General features: G+C 65.7%; 15 protein-coding genes. 7 read left to right on the top strand and 8 right to left on the bottom strand.

Annotation, left to right across the window (positions count from 1 at the left end; genetic code table 11):
* Nucleotides 1-133 precede the first annotated feature (133 nt).
* From AMS65_RS05285 to rpmH, 8 genes are all read right to left on the bottom strand, one after another.
* Nucleotides 134-1,129 carry a ParB/RepB/Spo0J family partition protein gene (locus AMS65_RS05285; RefSeq protein ID WP_053383103.1) on the bottom strand — a complete coding sequence of 332 codons (996 nt, stop codon included), beginning with the start codon at nt 1,127-1,129 and terminating at the stop codon, nt 134-136.
* 3 nt (nt 1,130-1,132) lie between these two features.
* Complete coding sequence (locus tag AMS65_RS05280; RefSeq protein WP_053383102.1) at nt 1,133-2,050, bottom strand: ParA family protein; 918 nt, start codon at nt 2,048-2,050, stop codon at nt 1,133-1,135.
* Nucleotides 2,043-2,684 carry a 16S rRNA (guanine(527)-N(7))-methyltransferase RsmG gene (gene rsmG / locus AMS65_RS05275; RefSeq protein WP_053383101.1) on the bottom strand — a complete coding sequence of 214 codons (642 nt, stop codon included), beginning with the start codon at nt 2,682-2,684 and terminating at the stop codon, nt 2,043-2,045. The genes AMS65_RS05280 and rsmG overlap by 8 nt, the downstream gene beginning before the upstream one ends.
* 134 nt (nt 2,685-2,818) lie before the next feature.
* The gene (locus AMS65_RS05270) at nt 2,819-3,322 is read right to left on the bottom strand and encodes a Jag family protein (RefSeq protein ID WP_053383100.1); all 504 of its coding nucleotides are present in this window, start codon (nt 3,320-3,322) and stop codon (nt 2,819-2,821) included.
* A 7-nt stretch (nt 3,323-3,329) separates the two neighbouring features.
* Nucleotides 3,330-4,295 carry a membrane protein insertase YidC gene (gene yidC / locus AMS65_RS05265; RefSeq protein WP_053383099.1) on the bottom strand — a complete coding sequence of 322 codons (966 nt, stop codon included), beginning with the start codon at nt 4,293-4,295 and terminating at the stop codon, nt 3,330-3,332.
* A 4-nt stretch (nt 4,296-4,299) separates the two neighbouring features.
* A complete protein-coding gene (yidD, locus tag AMS65_RS05260; protein ID WP_053383098.1) occupies nt 4,300-4,605 on the bottom strand; it encodes a membrane protein insertion efficiency factor YidD in 306 nt (101 codons plus the stop codon).
* Complete coding sequence (gene rnpA / locus AMS65_RS05255) at nt 4,602-4,964, bottom strand: ribonuclease P protein component (RefSeq protein WP_075200856.1); 363 nt, start codon at nt 4,962-4,964, stop codon at nt 4,602-4,604. The genes yidD and rnpA overlap by 4 nt, the downstream gene beginning before the upstream one ends.
* A 24-nt stretch (nt 4,965-4,988) precedes the next feature.
* Nucleotides 4,989-5,126, bottom strand: a complete 138-nt coding sequence (gene rpmH, locus AMS65_RS05250) for a 50S ribosomal protein L34 (protein WP_010155609.1) — start codon at nt 5,124-5,126, stop codon at nt 4,989-4,991.
* A gap of 420 nt (nt 5,127-5,546) precedes the next feature.
* Between rpmH and dnaA the strand changes: the two genes are divergently transcribed.
* The 7 genes from dnaA to AMS65_RS05215 all read left to right on the top strand — a co-directional run bounded on the left by dnaA (nt 5,547) and on the right by AMS65_RS05215 (nt 15,442).
* Nucleotides 5,547-6,992, top strand: a complete 1,446-nt coding sequence (gene dnaA / locus AMS65_RS05245; protein ID WP_053383097.1) for a chromosomal replication initiator protein DnaA — start codon at nt 5,547-5,549, stop codon at nt 6,990-6,992.
* Nucleotides 6,993-7,400: 408 nt separating this feature from the next.
* Entirely contained in the window at nt 7,401-8,543 is a 1,143-nt protein-coding gene (dnaN, locus tag AMS65_RS05240) for a DNA polymerase III subunit beta (RefSeq protein WP_053383096.1), read from the top strand.
* Nucleotides 8,544-8,556: 13 nt separating this feature from the next.
* Nucleotides 8,557-9,726 carry a DNA replication/repair protein RecF gene (gene recF, locus AMS65_RS05235; protein WP_053383095.1) on the top strand — a complete coding sequence of 390 codons (1,170 nt, stop codon included), beginning with the start codon at nt 8,557-8,559 and terminating at the stop codon, nt 9,724-9,726.
* A complete protein-coding gene (locus tag AMS65_RS05230) occupies nt 9,723-10,211 on the top strand; it encodes a DUF721 domain-containing protein (RefSeq protein ID WP_053383094.1) in 489 nt (162 codons plus the stop codon). The genes recF and AMS65_RS05230 overlap by 4 nt, the downstream gene beginning before the upstream one ends.
* Nucleotides 10,212-10,475: 264 nt before the next feature.
* Complete coding sequence (gyrB, locus tag AMS65_RS05225; protein ID WP_053383093.1) at nt 10,476-12,473, top strand: DNA topoisomerase (ATP-hydrolyzing) subunit B; 1,998 nt, start codon at nt 10,476-10,478, stop codon at nt 12,471-12,473.
* Nucleotides 12,474-12,498: 25 nt separating this feature from the next.
* On the top strand, nt 12,499-15,042 hold the full coding sequence (gene gyrA, locus AMS65_RS05220) for a DNA gyrase subunit A (protein ID WP_053383355.1): 2,544 nt from the start codon (nt 12,499-12,501) through the stop codon (nt 15,040-15,042).
* The gene (locus AMS65_RS05215; RefSeq protein ID WP_053383092.1) at nt 15,035-15,442 is read left to right on the top strand and encodes a DUF3566 domain-containing protein; all 408 of its coding nucleotides are present in this window, start codon (nt 15,035-15,037) and stop codon (nt 15,440-15,442) included. Before gyrA ends, AMS65_RS05215 begins: the two co-directional genes overlap by 8 nt.
* Nucleotides 15,443-15,446 lie beyond the last annotated feature (4 nt).

The raw sequence follows: 15,446 nt of genomic DNA, 5'->3' as shown, positions 1-15,446 counted from the left end.
GCTCTTCATCATCCTGCGGGAGCGGAGCGACTCGCAGAATCTCACCCTGAGATCCCGCGCATGCGTGCGGCGCGATGCCCAGCACTCGACGCGACCCGGCGCCGGGTCTCGAGAAGGCCGTGGGGCCTTTTCGTCAGCCGAAGCCGGGATCGTCGAGCTCGGCGAGGATGCGCTTGAGATCCGCGATCGTCGCGAAGTCGATGATGATCTGACCCTTCTTGGCCCCGAGCTTCACCGAGACGCGGGTGTGGAAGCGGTCTCCCAGGCGCTCGGCGATCTCGCCCAGCTGCGCCTGCACACCGCCCGCGCGGGGCTTGGGCACCCGACGCTTGGGCTCCTCCGAGGCCACGGCCTCAGCAGCGCGCACCGAGAGGCCTTCGTTGACGATCTTGTCGGCGAGGCGCTGCATGGCGTCCCCGTCGCCGTCGAGCGAGAGGATCGCGCGCGCGTGACCGGCGGAGAGCACCCCCGCCGCCACCCGCGTCTGCACCGGCTCGGGCAGGCGCAGCAGTCGGATTGTGTTGGAGATCTGCGGCCGCGAGCGGCCGATCCGCTCGGCGAGCTGCTCCTGCGTGATGCCGAAGTCGGCGAGCAGCTGCTGGTACGCGGAGGCCTCTTCGAGGGGGTTCAGCTGCGCACGGTGCAGGTTCTCGAGCAGCGCGTCGCGCAGCATGTGCTCGTCGGCGGTGCTGCGCACGATCGCCGGAATGGTCTCGAGCCCGGCCCGCTTCGAGGCGCGCAGGCGGCGCTCGCCCATGATGAGCTCGTAGCGCGGCTCGCCCGCGGCGGGAGCCGGCTCGATGGCCCGCACCACGATGGGCTGGAACACCCCGAACTCCCGCACGCTGTGCGTGAGCTCATCGAGAGCCTGCTCGTCGAACTCCGTTCGCGGCTGCGAACGGTTCGGCACGATCTCGGCGACCGGCAGTCGGGTGAGCTGGGCGCCGGGAACCTCCTGCAGTTCGGCGCCGGCGTCGAGCTCGGCAGCCTCCTCGACCGTGTCGATCGCCGCCGCCGCACCGCCGTTCGCCGGGAAGAACACGTCGACCGGGCGCTCCCCGCTCGATGGCGACTGCGGAATGAGCGCGCCGATCCCGCGGCCGAGCCCGCCTCGCTTCTTCGTCGCCATGCGCTACGCCTCTCCGTTCTGAGTGCTGGTGATGTTGTCCGATGTTCCGGGGCCTCGCTCGGCTATCTCGGCCGCGGCCTCGAGATAGGCGAGCCCGCCGATCGACGCCCCGTCGTACGCGTGCACGGTCTGCCCGTAGCTGGGGGCCTCAGAGATGCGCACCGAGCGCGGGATCACGGCGCTCAGCACCTGCTCGGGGAAGTGCGCGCGCACCTCGCCTGCCACCTCCTGCGCCAGGTTGGTGCGGGCGTCGTACATGGTGAGCAGAATCGTCGAGATGCGCAGCCCGGGGTTGAGATGCTTCTGGATGAGCTGGATGTTGCCGAGCAGTTGGCTCAGTCCCTCGAGCGCGTAGTACTCGCACTGGATCGGGATGAGCACCTCGTCGGCCGCGACGAAGGCGTTGACCGTGAGCAGTCCGAGCGAGGGCGGGCAGTCGATGAAGACGTAGTGGTACGTGCGCTCGGACTCCGCCAGGAAGGCCTGCAGCGCGGTGCGGAGCCGCTGCTCGCGGGCCACGAGCGAGACGAGCTCGATCTCGGCCCCGGCCAGGTTGATGGTGGACGGCACGCAATCGAGATTCTCGTGGTCCGTGGTCGACTGCAGCGCGTCATCGAGGCCGCTGTCGCCGAGCAGCACGTCGTAGACGCTCGTCACCTCCGGACGGTGCGGCACCCCGAGCGCGGTGGAGGCGTTGCCCTGCGGGTCGAGGTCGATCACGAGCACGTTGGCGCCGCGACGGGCGAGCGCCGACGCCAGGTTGACCGTGGTGGTGGTCTTGCCGACCCCGCCCTTCTGGTTCGACACCGTGATCACGCGCGGCCGATCCGGCAGCGGTGAGACGGTCTCCGCGAGTTTGCGGCGTCGCCGGATCTTATCGACGAGGTGGTCGCCGACGAGCGACTTCTCCGCTTCAGCCATGTCTATCGATTTTAGCCCGAAACACCCGGGTCGTCTCATCCAGCTGCCCGACACCGAGCTCTTCGACCGCGATGTCGCGCACCCGATGCTTGCGCAGCACCTTCTCGGCGGCGTCGATCTCGTTCTGCACCGAGGCCCCCTTGAGGAAGAGCATCTCCCCACCGTCGCGCAGCAGGGGAGCGGTCAACGGCACGAGCTTGCGCAGGGCCGTCACGGCGCGCGCGGTGACCTGGTCCACCTCGAACGCACCGTGATACTCCTCGACCCGGCCGCGGCGCACCTCTGCGTTCTGCAGGCCGAGGCGGTCGATCTGCTCGTGCAGCCAGGTGCAGCGCCGCTCCATGGGCTCGATCAGCAGGAACCGCGCATCGGGGCGCACGATCGCGAGCACCAGCCCGGGCATGCCGCCGCCGGTGCCGATGTCGGCCACGCGGGCGCCGGACTGCACGAGCGGCGCCAGCACCGCGCTGTTGAGCAGATGCCGCGTCCAGAGCCGGGGTGGTTCGAGCGGACCGATGAGGCCGAGCTCCTCACCCCGCGCACCGAGATCCCGAGCGAACTCGCGGAGCAGATCGATGCGATCGCCCGCGATCGCCGGGGCGCCCGCGGGCTCCGGCTCGAGTTCTACCGTCATTGTGTCCTCACCACATCGAACATACCGAGTGAGATCCTACGCCTCCAGCGCTGCGCGCTTCGGCGCGGAACGAGGATCGGAGTTCCCGAGCGTGTCAGCGGGCGCTGGTTTCACGTGAAACACGCGCGCGGGATTCAGCCGCGGCTGACGACGAGCCGGCGGTCCCGCCCCTCGCCCCGCGACTCGGAGTGGTATCCGCGTTCGGCGACTTCGTCGTGCACCAGCTTGCGCTCGTACGACGACATGGGCTCGAGCTCCACCTGATCCCGGCCCGCGGCGATCTGCGCGATCGCAGCGTCGACCATGCTCTTGAGCTCGAGGGCGCGCGCATCGCGCGATCCGGCGACGTCGACGATGAGACGCGAGAACCGGCCGGACTTCGCCTGCACGGCGAGCCGAGTCAGGTCCTGCAGCGCCTGCACGACGTCGGGAGTGGCGATGCGATCGAGATCCTCGCCCCCGCCGTTCACGGAGACGTAGGCACGGCCGTTGGCGACATCGATGTCCAGATCCCCATCGAGATCCGCGATGTCGAGCAGGCCCTCGATGTAGTCGGCGGCGAGGTCCCCGTCGGCCTCGAGCTCTTCGAGGCCGGGTTCGTCAGTCACCACGGTTTCGCCGGCGCGCTCAGTGCTCACAGTGCCCTCACTTCTTTTTCTTCTTCTTGGAGCGCTTCGAGCTCACCGGCTGCTGTCGCTGGCCCTGCTGCGGCTCGGGCGCGGGCGGGAGGTCCTGCCCCAGAGCCTTGGCGCGCTTCTCGTCGTCGGTCATCTTACCCTTGGCCTTGAGCCGCTCCTGGCGCTTGCGCCAGGCCTCGCTGCCGGGCGTCGGCATCGTGTTGATCACGATGGCCTGCTGGCCCATGGTCCAGATGTTCGAGCTGAACCAGTAGATGTTGAGCGCGAGAGGGAAGGCCACACCGGAGAAGAGGAACGCGAAGGGGATGATGTAGAGCAGGATCTTCTGCTGACGGTACATCGGGGAGTTCTTCGTCTCGTCCGAGACGTTCTTCGACATGATCTGCAGCTGCGTGAAGAACTGCGAAGCGATCATGAGCACCATGATCGCGCCGAGCAGCACGACGACCATCCAGTTGCCGCTCTCCCAGCCCTGGGTGAAGGTCATCTTGAGCGGCGCGCCGAAGATGCTCGCGGCGTTGAAGCTCTGCGTGAGCACTTCGTTCATGAAGCCGATGCCCGGCTTGTTCTCGGATGCGTGGCGGAGCACGTAGAACAGCGAGAAGAAGATCGGCATCTGGATGAGGATCGGCAGGCACGAGGCGAACGGGTTGGTGCCGTGCTTCTTGTAGAGCGCCATCGTCTCGCGGCTCATGGCCTCGCGCGAGAACTGATCCTTCTTGCCCTTGTACTTGTCCTGGATCTTCTTCATGTCGGGCGCGAGATCCATCATGCGGCGCTGAGACTTGATCTGCCGCACCGTCACGGGGATCAGAGCCGAACGCACGACGACGACGAGGCCGATGATCGAGAGCACCCAGGTGACACCCGCGGCCGGGTCCATTCCGATTGCGGTGAACAGCCAGTGCCAGGCCCACAGCACGAGCTCGACGAGCCAGCGCAGCGGCCAGAGTATGGTTTCGAAGAAGTCCACCGGGTTAGGCCTTTCGCTCGATGGGGCGGACGAAGCCGCGGGGGTTGATCACGAAGTTCTGGTGCTGCCCGCGCGGTACGTCATCGATACCGCCGGGAGTGAAGGGATTGCAGCGGAGAAGCCGCCAGACGGTGAGGGCCGTGCCGACGATGAAGCCGCGAAGCTGATACGCCTCCAAAGCGTATCGGGAACAGGATGGATGATACCTGCATACCTGCCCGTAGAGCGGGGAGATGAGCCTGCGGTAGCTGTGCATGAAGGCGATCATCGTGTTGCGCGGCAGCAGCCAGAGCTCATGGAGCGGTTTCATGAGGCTGCGCTCCGCGGGAGCATCTCGCGGCTGAGGCGGTCGAGCGCGCGATTCATCTCGCGTTCGAGCTGCTCGAAAGAGGCATCGGTGATCGCCGGCAGGGCGCGGAAGACCACATCCAACTCGCCGATGCCCATGTGCAGACGGCGCTCGACGACGGTCTTCATCCTACGACGGATCAGGTTGCGCGTCACCGCATTGCCGATCGCCTTCGAGACGATGAACCCGAACCGGGCCGGCTCACCCTGAGCACGCAAAACCGCGTGGGTGATGCACAAGGCACCCCCCACGCGGCGACCGGTACGCACTGCGCGCCGGTAATCCTCGCCCCGGGTGACACGATGCTGCCTCGCAGGCACGATCGGAAGCCGGGAACGGTGAGACTAGGCGGTGAGCTTCGAGCGGCCCTTGCCGCGGCGAGCTGCCACGATGGCGCGGCCGGCGCGGGTGCGCATGCGGGCGCGGAAACCGTGCACCTTGGCGCGGCGGCGGTTGTTGGGCTGGAAGGTACGCTTGCTCATGACAGACTCCGTGACTTATGGAACAGATCCCCGAGGCTCGGTGACATCGAGGAAGTCGGATCTGGGCGAGCACGTGATGCTGTTCAGAAAAACGCATCGCGTTTTCCGCAGCACGCGCTGGCGCAAGTGCGCCGATCCAGGCGGGCCGCCCATACAAGGTACTTACTTTACGCCAGAACTCCGGCCCCGTCAAAGTCTGTCATCGCTTCGACGAGCGACGCGACACGCGGAGGCAAGGGTCGACCTCCACTTCACGGACAGACTTGCCTGTGGACAAAACTGTGGCTAACGTGGGCGCAGGTGTTCTGCCGCTGCTGACAATATCCCGGAATTTCACGGATCTGCGGCGATTCCCTTGTGGATAACTCTGGGTATAACATTGACCATTCCGATATCTTCGAGACCGAGCCGGGTAGACGCGTGACTGATGACGAATTGCTGGAGGTCTGGGCCCGTGTGACCCGGGCCGTCATGGGCGATCCGTCCGTGGGCCCGGCGAACGGGGCGCAGGTCGCCCTCGCGATACCGCGGGGCATCGCGGCGGGAACGCTCTATCTCGCGGTTCCCTATGAGTTCACCTTGAAGCTTCTCGAGAGCCGGCTGCGGCCCTCGATCATGGCGGCGATCGCGGAGATCCCCGAGGCGGATCAGATCGAGAACTTCGTGGTGATCGTCGACGAGGAAGCGCACCCGTCTCTGGATCCCGAACCCTCGGTCGAAGAGGAGCCCGCCGCGGCGGCTCCCGCTCCGACGCACACGCACTCCGCCCCGAGGCATGACACCGCACGCCCCGTCGACGAGCCGCGCAGGCGCCACGGCGCCGAGGCGCCCATCGACAGCCGGCTGAACGAGAAGTACCGCTTCGACAGCTTCGTCATCGGACAGTCGAACCGTTTCGCCCACGCCGCAGCCGTCGCGGTGGCCGAGGCGCCCGCGCGCGCCTACAATCCGCTCTTCATCTACGGCGATTCGGGGCTCGGCAAAACCCACCTGCTGCACGCGATCGGGCACTACGCTCGCGAGCTCTTCCCCGACGTTCGCGTGCGGTACGTCAGCTCCGAGGACTTCACCAACGACTTCATCAATTCGATCGCGAACAACCAGGGCGCGGCCTTCCACGCCCGGTACCGCAGCGTCGACATCCTGCTCGTCGACGACATCCAGTTCCTCGAGGACAAGGTCGAGACCCAGGAAGCGTTCTTCCACACCTTCAACACGCTGCACGACCACAACAAGCAAGTGGTGATCACGAGCGACGTGCAGCCGAAGCAGCTCCGCGGCTTCGAGGAGCGAATGCTCTCCCGTTTCGAGTGGGGCCTCCTCACCGACATCCAGGCACCCGACCTCGAAACGCGCATCGCCATCCTGCGCAAGAAGGCGCAGCGGGAGAATCTCGAGATCGATCACAGCATCCTCGAGTTCATCGCCAGCAAGTTCTCCTCGAACATCCGGGAACTCGAGGGCACCCTGATCCGCGTCACCGCGTACGCGAGCCTGAACCAGCAGCACATCGACATGCCGCTCGTGCACACGGTGCTGAAGGATCTGATCACCCTCGATGCCGACAACGAGGTGCAGCCCTCCGACATCATCAGCAAGACCGCCGAGTACTTCGACCTGTCGATCGATGATCTCTACGGCCCCACCCGGGCTCAGCAGATCGCGACGGCGCGACAGATCGCGATGTACCTGTGCCGCGAACTCACCCCCCTCTCGTTGCCGAAGATCGGTCAGCTCTTCGGCGGTCGCGACCACACCACGGTCATGTACGCGCACAAGAAGATCTCGCAGCTCATCGCCGAGCGCCGGTCGATCTACAACCAGGTGCAGGAGCTGACGACACGCATCAAACAGGGCTCCCGCTGAGGCTCATCGCCGACCGGTTCTCCACAGTTCTGGAGTGGCCTGTGGATAGCTGGGGAGAACTCGGGCGTTTCTGTGGAGGAGATCCGGTGGCCTGTGGAATCCGGGTACCCCCTGGAGTTCCGCATCATTCCGCGGAGGACCGCACTTTCCGATCCTGCCAACAACTCACAGAGATGTAGTTCTTTAGGAAACACTACGATCGGGGGAGTTATCCACAGTTTCCACAGCTGTTAACACTGTTAACACCTCAATCTCTTTTCACGGGCACTCGATCACGCAGTCCGCGGTGGGCCGGCTCTCCGTTTCCACGCCCTACAAGACTTCACGGATGCTCCGAGCCGCTGAGTATGCAAAGATTGTGAACCGATAGATCAGGCGCACACCTGTGTGCGTGGGAGGGAACCCCAGATGCGATTCACCGTCAACCGTGACGTGTTCAGCGAAGCCGTATCGTTCGCCGTCAAGCTGTTGCCGCAGCGTCCCACCCAGCCGCTGTTGAGCGGAGCCCTGATCGAAGCCGAGGGCGAGCACCTCACGGTGTCGTCGTTCGACTACGAGGTCTCTGCGCGGACGAGTGTGACGGCAGTGATCTCGGAGGCCGGCCGAGCGCTCGTCTCGGGACGCCTTCTGAGCGAGATCGCACAGCGCCTGCCGCACGCGGATGTCGAAGTGTCTCTCCTGGAGAGCCGAGTGGAGGTGCGGTGCGGATCCGCCTCCTTCAGCCTTCCCGCGATGCCCGTCGAGGAGTATCCGCAGGTGCCGCGGATCGATTCGATCTCGGGATCGGTTCCCGCCGATGTGTTCGCCGATGCGATCGCACAGGTGTCGCTCGCCGCGTCGAAGGACGACGTGACCCCCGTCATCACGGGTGTGCAGTTCGAGGTCAACGAGAACTCACTGACCCTCACGGCCACCGACCGCTACCGCGTAGCCACGCGAAGCATCGACTGGGAGAACCAGGGTGGTCAGGACGAACTGACGGCGCTGGTTCCCTCGAAGATCGTGACCGAGGTCGGCAAGACCTTCTCGGGCGATGGCCAGGTGCAGGTATCGATCGTCAAGGACTCGGAGCGCGAGCTCATTGCCTTCACCGGCGGTTCGAAGACCGTGACTTCGCTGCTCATCAAGGGCAACTACCCGCCCGTCGGTCGTCTTTTCCCCGAGAACGTGGACAACTACGCCGTCGTGAACACCGGTGAGCTGGTGGAGGCCGTCGGTCGTGTCGGCCTGGTGCTCGAGCGCGAAGCCGCTCTGCGGTTCTCCTTCGTCGAGGGCTCGGTGACTCTGGAAGCCGCCGGCACTGAATCGGCTCAGGCGGTGGAGACGGTGGACACGCACCTGGTCGGAGACGACATGGTGGTCTCCCTGAAGCCCCAGTTCCTGCTCGACGGGCTGCGTTCGACGCACGCGGAGTTCGCGCGCATCGCCTTCACCCGTACTGACAATCCGGGCAAGCCGGGTCCGGTGCTGATCACGAGCCAGCGGAGCAAGGACGAGGCCGACGAGGCGAGCTTCCGCTACCTGCTGCAGCCGAACCTGCTGCTCCGATAGGGGAGGGGCAGCGATGCGGGTCGCGCATCTCTCGCTCATCGACTTCCGCAACTATCGGACTGCGGAACTCGAACTGGGGCCGGGTCCGAACCTGCTCGTCGGCCGGAACGGCCAGGGCAAGACGAATCTCGTCGAGGCCATCGGCTACTTCGCGACGCTTCGCTCGCATCGTGTGACCGGTGACGCGCCGTTGATCCGCTCGGGCGCGGACGCCGCGATCGCACGGCTCAAGGTTGCTGCGTCGGATCGCGATGTCATGCTCGAGCTGCAGCTGAACCGGGACCGCCCGAATCGGGCTCAGGTGAATCGGAATGTGGTGCGCCCCCGTGAGGTCACCCGGTGGTTCGCAGCGGTCGCGTTCGTCCCGGAAGACCTCTCGATCGTTCGTGGAGAGCCATCAGGACGCCGCCGCTTTCTCGACGATGCGCTCGTGGCGCGGCATCCGGTCGCTGCAGGCGCCCTCTCGGACTATGAACGCGTGGTGCGCCAGCGCACTTCGCTGCTGAAATCGTCGCGTGGAGGCTCCCGGGCCATCGAGGCGACGCTGGGCATCTGGGATGACCAGCTGGTGGAGTACGGAACGCAGATCATGCTGGCGCGTCGCGAACTGGTTCGCGACCTAGGTGCGCCTCTGCGCGAGGGATATCGCCGATTGGTGGCGCAGGATCACGGCCCCGAGCTCGCACTGAGCGAATCGGTGAACAGCGCACTCGCATCGGGGGATGTTTCACGTGAAACAGCCGAACCCGAGGAGCTGGCCGACGTTTCACGTGAAACACTGAGTAAGGAGTTCCGCGAGGCGCTCGCTGCGGTGCGATCCCGTGAACTCGAGCGAGGGGTGACGCTCGTCGGCCCCCATCGGGACGATCTCCTCCTGTCACTGAACGGGCTTCCGGTGAAGGGGTACGCCAGCCACGGTGAGTCCTGGTCATTCGCACTGTCCCTGAAGATGGCACTCGCCACGATCCTGAGAGACGAGTCGCCGGCGGGGGATCCCGTGATCATCCTCGATGACGTGTTCGCGGAGCTGGATTCGCGCAGGCGTGAGAGTCTCATGGCCGCGGTCAGTGACTTCGAGCAGGTGATCGTGACGGCGGCGGTCGAGGAGGACGTACCGAACGGGGTGCCGTGGCGTCGGGTGCGCATCGAGGCCGGCGTGATTCTCGAAGGAGAGGACCGATGACTTCGGCAGGCGAGGTCGGGTTCGCAACCGAGGCCTACCTCCGGGCGAAGGCGGTGTGGCGCGGCTCGACGTACCGCAGAAGGCGGCGTCCGGAGTCTGACGCACCCGGAGGAGCCCCGTTCAGCGGGGGCCGGGATCCGCGGGCGCTCGGCGATGTGCTCACTGTGGTCGCCAGCGACATGGGTTGGAGTGTGGAGCTCGAACAGGCACGCGTCATGGCGGAGTGGCCGGAGTTCGCGGGGGACGCGACTGCTGAACACACGACGGTGATCGGCATCAGCAACGGAGTTCTGCAGCTGCAGTGCGACTCAACGACCTGGGCGACGGAGTTGCGCCGGCTGCGCGCGGAGATGCTCACGCGGCTGCTCCGCGACTACCCGGACGCGGAGATACGCGATCTGCGGTTCCTCGCTCCCGGCGCGCCCAGCTGGAGTCACGGCCCTCGATCGGTTCGGGGGAGAGGACCGCGCGACACCTACGGATAGCCGATGGACGCGGTCGGCGGGGCCGTCTCTGGCGCGGCAGTAGCCGAGAGAGCGACGAAATCGCCCGGCGAGCGGGCCGTGCAGAGGGGGGTCGGCGCCCTTCTTCGCTTCTCGATCGATCAGGGGGGGATCGTCCCCCGCTGAGAAATGACTGCTGGGAGCCCGCAATAGGGCATTCCGGGGCTGATTCTTGATAAGCTGGTGTGCGGACGTGTCCGGCGTGGAAAAACGCTCTGAGAGGCCCAGAAAAGGATTATTCAAGGCATGAGTTCAGAACAGGCTACGGCCGCGGAAGACTACGGCGCCGGTGCAATCCAGGTGCTCGAGGGCCTCGAGGCGGTACGCAAGCGGCCTGGCATGTATATCGGTTCCACCGGACCGAGGGGGCTCCACCACCTGGTCTACGAGATCGTGGACAACTCGGTCGACGAGGCGCTCGCGGGCCACTGCGACACCATCGACATCACGATCCTCGAGGATGGCGGTGTGCGCGTCATCGACAACGGCCGTGGCATCCCGGTCGACCCGCACTCGTCCGACCCGAGCAAGTCGACCGTGGAGGTCGTGCTCACGGTTCTGCACGCCGGCGGCAAGTTCGGCGGCGGCGGATACGCGGTCTCGGGCGGTCTGCACGGCGTGGGTTCGTCGGTGGTGAACGCGTTGTCGAGCCGGTTCGAGGTCGAGGTCAAGCGGCAGGGTTTCACGTGGAACATGTCCTTCACCGGCAGCGTTCCCGACGGCCCGCTGACGCAGGGGGAGCCGAGCGACGAGACCGGTACCACCATCACCTTCTGGCCCAGCGCCGAGATCTTCGAGACGGTCGAGTTCGACTACCAGACGCTGCGCACCCGGTTCCAGCAGATGGCCTTCCTGAACAAGGGCCTCAAGATCGTGATCACCGACCTGCGTCCGCAGGATCCCGTGGAGAACGCCGACGGCGAGCTCGTCGCACCCCCCGCGCCGCACGACGAATTCCTGTATGAGAAGGGGATCGAGGACTACGTTCACCACATCAACTCGACGAAGCGCGCCGAGTTGGTGAACGAGGAGATCATCTCGTTCGAGCTGGAGGACACCGAGCGCAAGATCTCCGCCGAGGTCGCGATGCAGTGGACGACCGCGTACACGGAGAGCGTGCACACCTACGCGAACACCATCAACACGCACGAGGGCGGCACTCACGAAGAGGGCTTCCGCGCTGCGCTGACGACGTTGGTCAACCGCTACGCGCGCGAGAAGAACATTCTGCGGGAGAAGGACGACAACCTCTCGGGCGATGACGTGCGCGAGGGACTGACCGCGGTGATCTCCGTGAAGCTCGGCGAACCGCAGTTCGAGGGTCAGACCAAGACCAAGCTCGGCAACACCGAGGCGAAGGCCTTCGTGCAGAAGGTCGTGGGCGACCAGCTCGGCGACTGGTTCGAGCGCAACCCCGGCCCGGCGAAGGACATCATCCGCAAGGCGATCCAGGCCGCGACCGCCCGTCTGGCCGCCCGCAAGGCGCGCGAGACCGCACGTCGCAAGGGCCTGCTCGAGTCGGGCGGCATGCCGGGCAAGCTCTCGGACTGCACGAGCAAGGATCCCTCCGTCTCCGAGATCTTCATCGTCGAGGGCGACTCCGCCGGCGGATCCGCGAAGACCGGTCGGAATCCTCACACGCAGGCGATTCTCCCGCTCAGAGGCAAGATCCTCAACGTCGAGAAGGCACGGCTCGACCGCGCCCTGAACAACGCCGAGGTGCAGGCCATGATCACGGCGTTCGGCGCCGGCATCGGGGAGGAGTTCAACCCCGAGAAGGCCCGCTACCACAAGATCGTGCTCATGGCCGATGCTGACGTCGACGGCCAGCACATCACCACCCTGCTGCTCACGCTGCTGTTCCGCTACATGCGCCCGCTCATCGATCTGGGCTACGTGTACCTCGCTCAGCCCCCGCTCTACCGGATCAAGTGGGCCAACGCCGAGCACGAGTACGTGTTCAGCGATGCCGAGCGCGACGCCCGCCTGAACGCCGGCGCCGAGAACGGGCGCCGCCTCGTCAAGGAGAGCGGCGTGCAGCGCTACAAGGGCCTCGGCGAGATGAATCACGAGGAGCTGTGGGAGACCACGATGAACCCCGAGACCCGCACGCTGCTGCAGGTCACCATGGAGGATGCCGCGACAGCGGACGAGATCTTCGCCACACTGATGGGCGAGGACGTGGAGGCTCGACGCAGCTTCATCCAGCAGAACGCGAAGGACGTGCGCTTCCTTGACATCTGAGAACCAGAATCCGGATCCCGATACCGTGCAGGACGAGACGACGGAGCCGCGGGAAGAGGCCGTCCACGGCAAGATCGACCAGGTCGATCTGCAGCTGGAGATGCAGCGCTCGTACCTCGACTACGCCATGAGCGTGATCGTCGGGCGCGCGCTGCCCGACGTGCGCGACGGCCTGAAGCCGGTGCACCGCCGTGTCATCTACACGATGTACGACGGCGGCTACCGCCCCGACAAGGCGTTCTCCAAGTGCACTCGTGTCATCGGCGACGTCATGGGTCAGTTCCACCCGCACGGCGACGGCGCGGTGTACGACTCGCTCGTGCGCCTCGTGCAGCCGTGGTCGATGCGCTACCCGCTCGCGCTCGGGCAGGGCAACTTCGGTTCACCCGGTAACGACGGCGCGGCCGCGCACCGATACACCGAGACCAAGATGTCGCAGCTCGCCATGGAGATGGTGCGCGACATCGACGAGGACACGGTCGATTTCCAGGACAACTACGACGGCCGCACCCAGGAGCCGACGGTCCTCACCAGCCGTTTCCCCAACCTCTTGGTCAACGGCTCGGTCGGCATCGCGGTCGGCATGGCGACCAACATCCCGCCGCACAACCTGCGCGAGGTCTCCGAAGCGGCGATCTGGCATCTGGAGCACCCGGAGGCTTCCCGCGAGGAGCTGCTCGAGGCGCTCATGGAGCGCGTGCACGGCCCGGATTTCCCGACCGGGGCGCAGATCCTGGGCACCAAGGGGATCCGCGACGCCTATCGCACCGGGCGCGGCTCGATCACGATGCGCGCGGTCGTCAACATCGAGGAGCTCCAGGGCCGCACCTGCCTCGTCGTGACGGAGCTGCCCTATCAGGTCAACCCCGACAATCTCGCGATCAAGATCGCGGATCTCGTCAAGGACGGCAAGGTGCAGGGCATCGCCGACATCCGCGACGAGAGCAGCGGCCGCACCGGCCAGCGGCTCGTGATCGTGCTCAAGCGCGACGCGATCGCCAAGGTCGTGCTCAACAACCTGTACAAGCACACGCAGCTGCAGGAGAACTTCGGCGCGAACATGCTGGCGATCGTCGACGGCGTGCCCCGCACGCTCTCGCTCGACGGCTTCATCACCGCCTGGGCGAAGTTCCAGGTCGAGGTCATCGTGCGCCGCACCGAGTTCCGGTTGAGGAAGGCTGAGGCCGAGGCGCACATCCAGCGCGGCTACCTGAAGGCGCTCGACGCTCTCGACGAAGTCATCGCGCTGATTCGACGCTCGCCCACCGTCGACGAGGCCCGTGAAGGGCTCATGTCGCTGCTCGGGGTGGATCAGATCCAGGCGGACGCCATCCTCGGTCTGCAGCTGCGCAGACTCGCAGCCCTCGAACGCCAGAAGATCCTCGATCTGGCTGCGAAGCTGGAGCAGCAGATCGCCGAGTACCAGGCGATCCTCGGCTCGCCCGTCGAACAACGCAGGATCATCATCTCCGAGCTGGGAGACGTCGTCGACAAGTTCGGCGACGAACGGCGCAGCACGATCCTGCACGGATTCGACGGCGACATGTCGATGGAGGACCTGATCCCGGAGGAGGAGATGGTCGTCACGGTGACGCGCGGCGGATACGTCAAGCGGACCCGCATCGACAACTACCGCTCGCAGCATCGCGGGGGCAAGGGCGTCAAGGGTGCGCAGCTGCGCGCCGACGACATCGTCGAGCACTTCTTCGTCACGACCACCCATCACTGGCTGCTGTTCTTCACGAACACCGGACGTGTCTATCGCGCGAAGACCTACGAGGTTCCCGAGGGCGGCCGCGACTCCAAGGGCCAGCATCTCGCGAACCTGCTCGCGCTGGCTCCCGACGAGACCGTCACGCAGATCCTCGATGTGCGCGACTTCGCCGTAGCCGGCTATCTGGTGCTCGCCACCCGTGACGGACTCGTGAAGAAGACGGCGCTCGAGGAGTACGACACGAACCGTACCGGCGGCATCATCGCCATCAAGCTGCGCGAGGGCGACGAGCTGGTCTCCGCGCTTATCGCGGAGGCCGCGGATGACGTGCTGCTCGTATCCAAGCACGGCATGTCGGTACGATTCACCGCCTCTGATCAGGCACTTCGCCCGATGGGACGTTCCACGAGCGGTGTGCGCGGCATGAACTTCCGCGATGGCGACTCGTTGCTGTCGGCCTCCCGGATCAACGGCGCCGAGGGGTACGTCTTCGTGGTCACCGAGGGCGGCTACGCCAAACGCACGGCCGTCGACGAGTACCGCGTGCAGAACCGCGGCGGGTACGGCATCAAGGTGGCGAAGCTCGACGAGAACCGCGGTGATCTCGTCGGCGCGCTCATCGTCGGCGAGACCGACGAGGTGCTGGCGGTGCTGGCGAGCGGTAAGGTGGTGCGATCGAACGTCGCCGAGGTGCCGGCGAAGGGCCGCAACACCATGGGCGTCGTCTTCGCGCGATTCCCAGAGGGGGACCGTATCATTGGCATCGCGCGAAATTCGGAGCGCGGGCTCGATGACGATGAGTCCGAAGCCCAGGGCGCCGAAACCGCTGACAACAAGGAAGACGTGAATGAGTAACACTGTCGCCGACAAGCTGGCAAAGAAGACCCGGAAGAAGGCCCCGGCGAAGCAGGTGCGCCTGAAGCTGGTCTACATCGACTTCTGGTCGGCCGTGAAGTTCTCCTTCCTGGTGTCGATCTGTCTCGCGATCGTGAGCGTCGTCTCGACGGTGCTGATCTACACGGTGCTCATGCAGACCGGCGTCTTCGCTCAGGTGGACGCACTGTTCATGGACATCGTGGGCGAGGACAACAGCCTCATGAAGGTCATCGGCTTCCCGCAGGTCTTCGGCTTCGCCGTCGTGGTGGGGATCCTCAACACCATCGTGGGTACGGCGCTGGGCGCGGTCGCGTCGCTCGTGTACAACCTGCTCGTGCGCGTGCTGGGCGGGTTCCAGCTCGGCTTCACGAGCAACTAGACCG

Origin of the sequence: Leucobacter celer subsp. astrifaciens (assembly GCF_001273835.1) — a bacterium.
GTDB lineage: Bacteria > Actinomycetota > Actinomycetes > Actinomycetales > Microbacteriaceae > Leucobacter > Leucobacter celer.
This window is presented reverse-complemented; position numbering and strand designations above follow the sequence as displayed.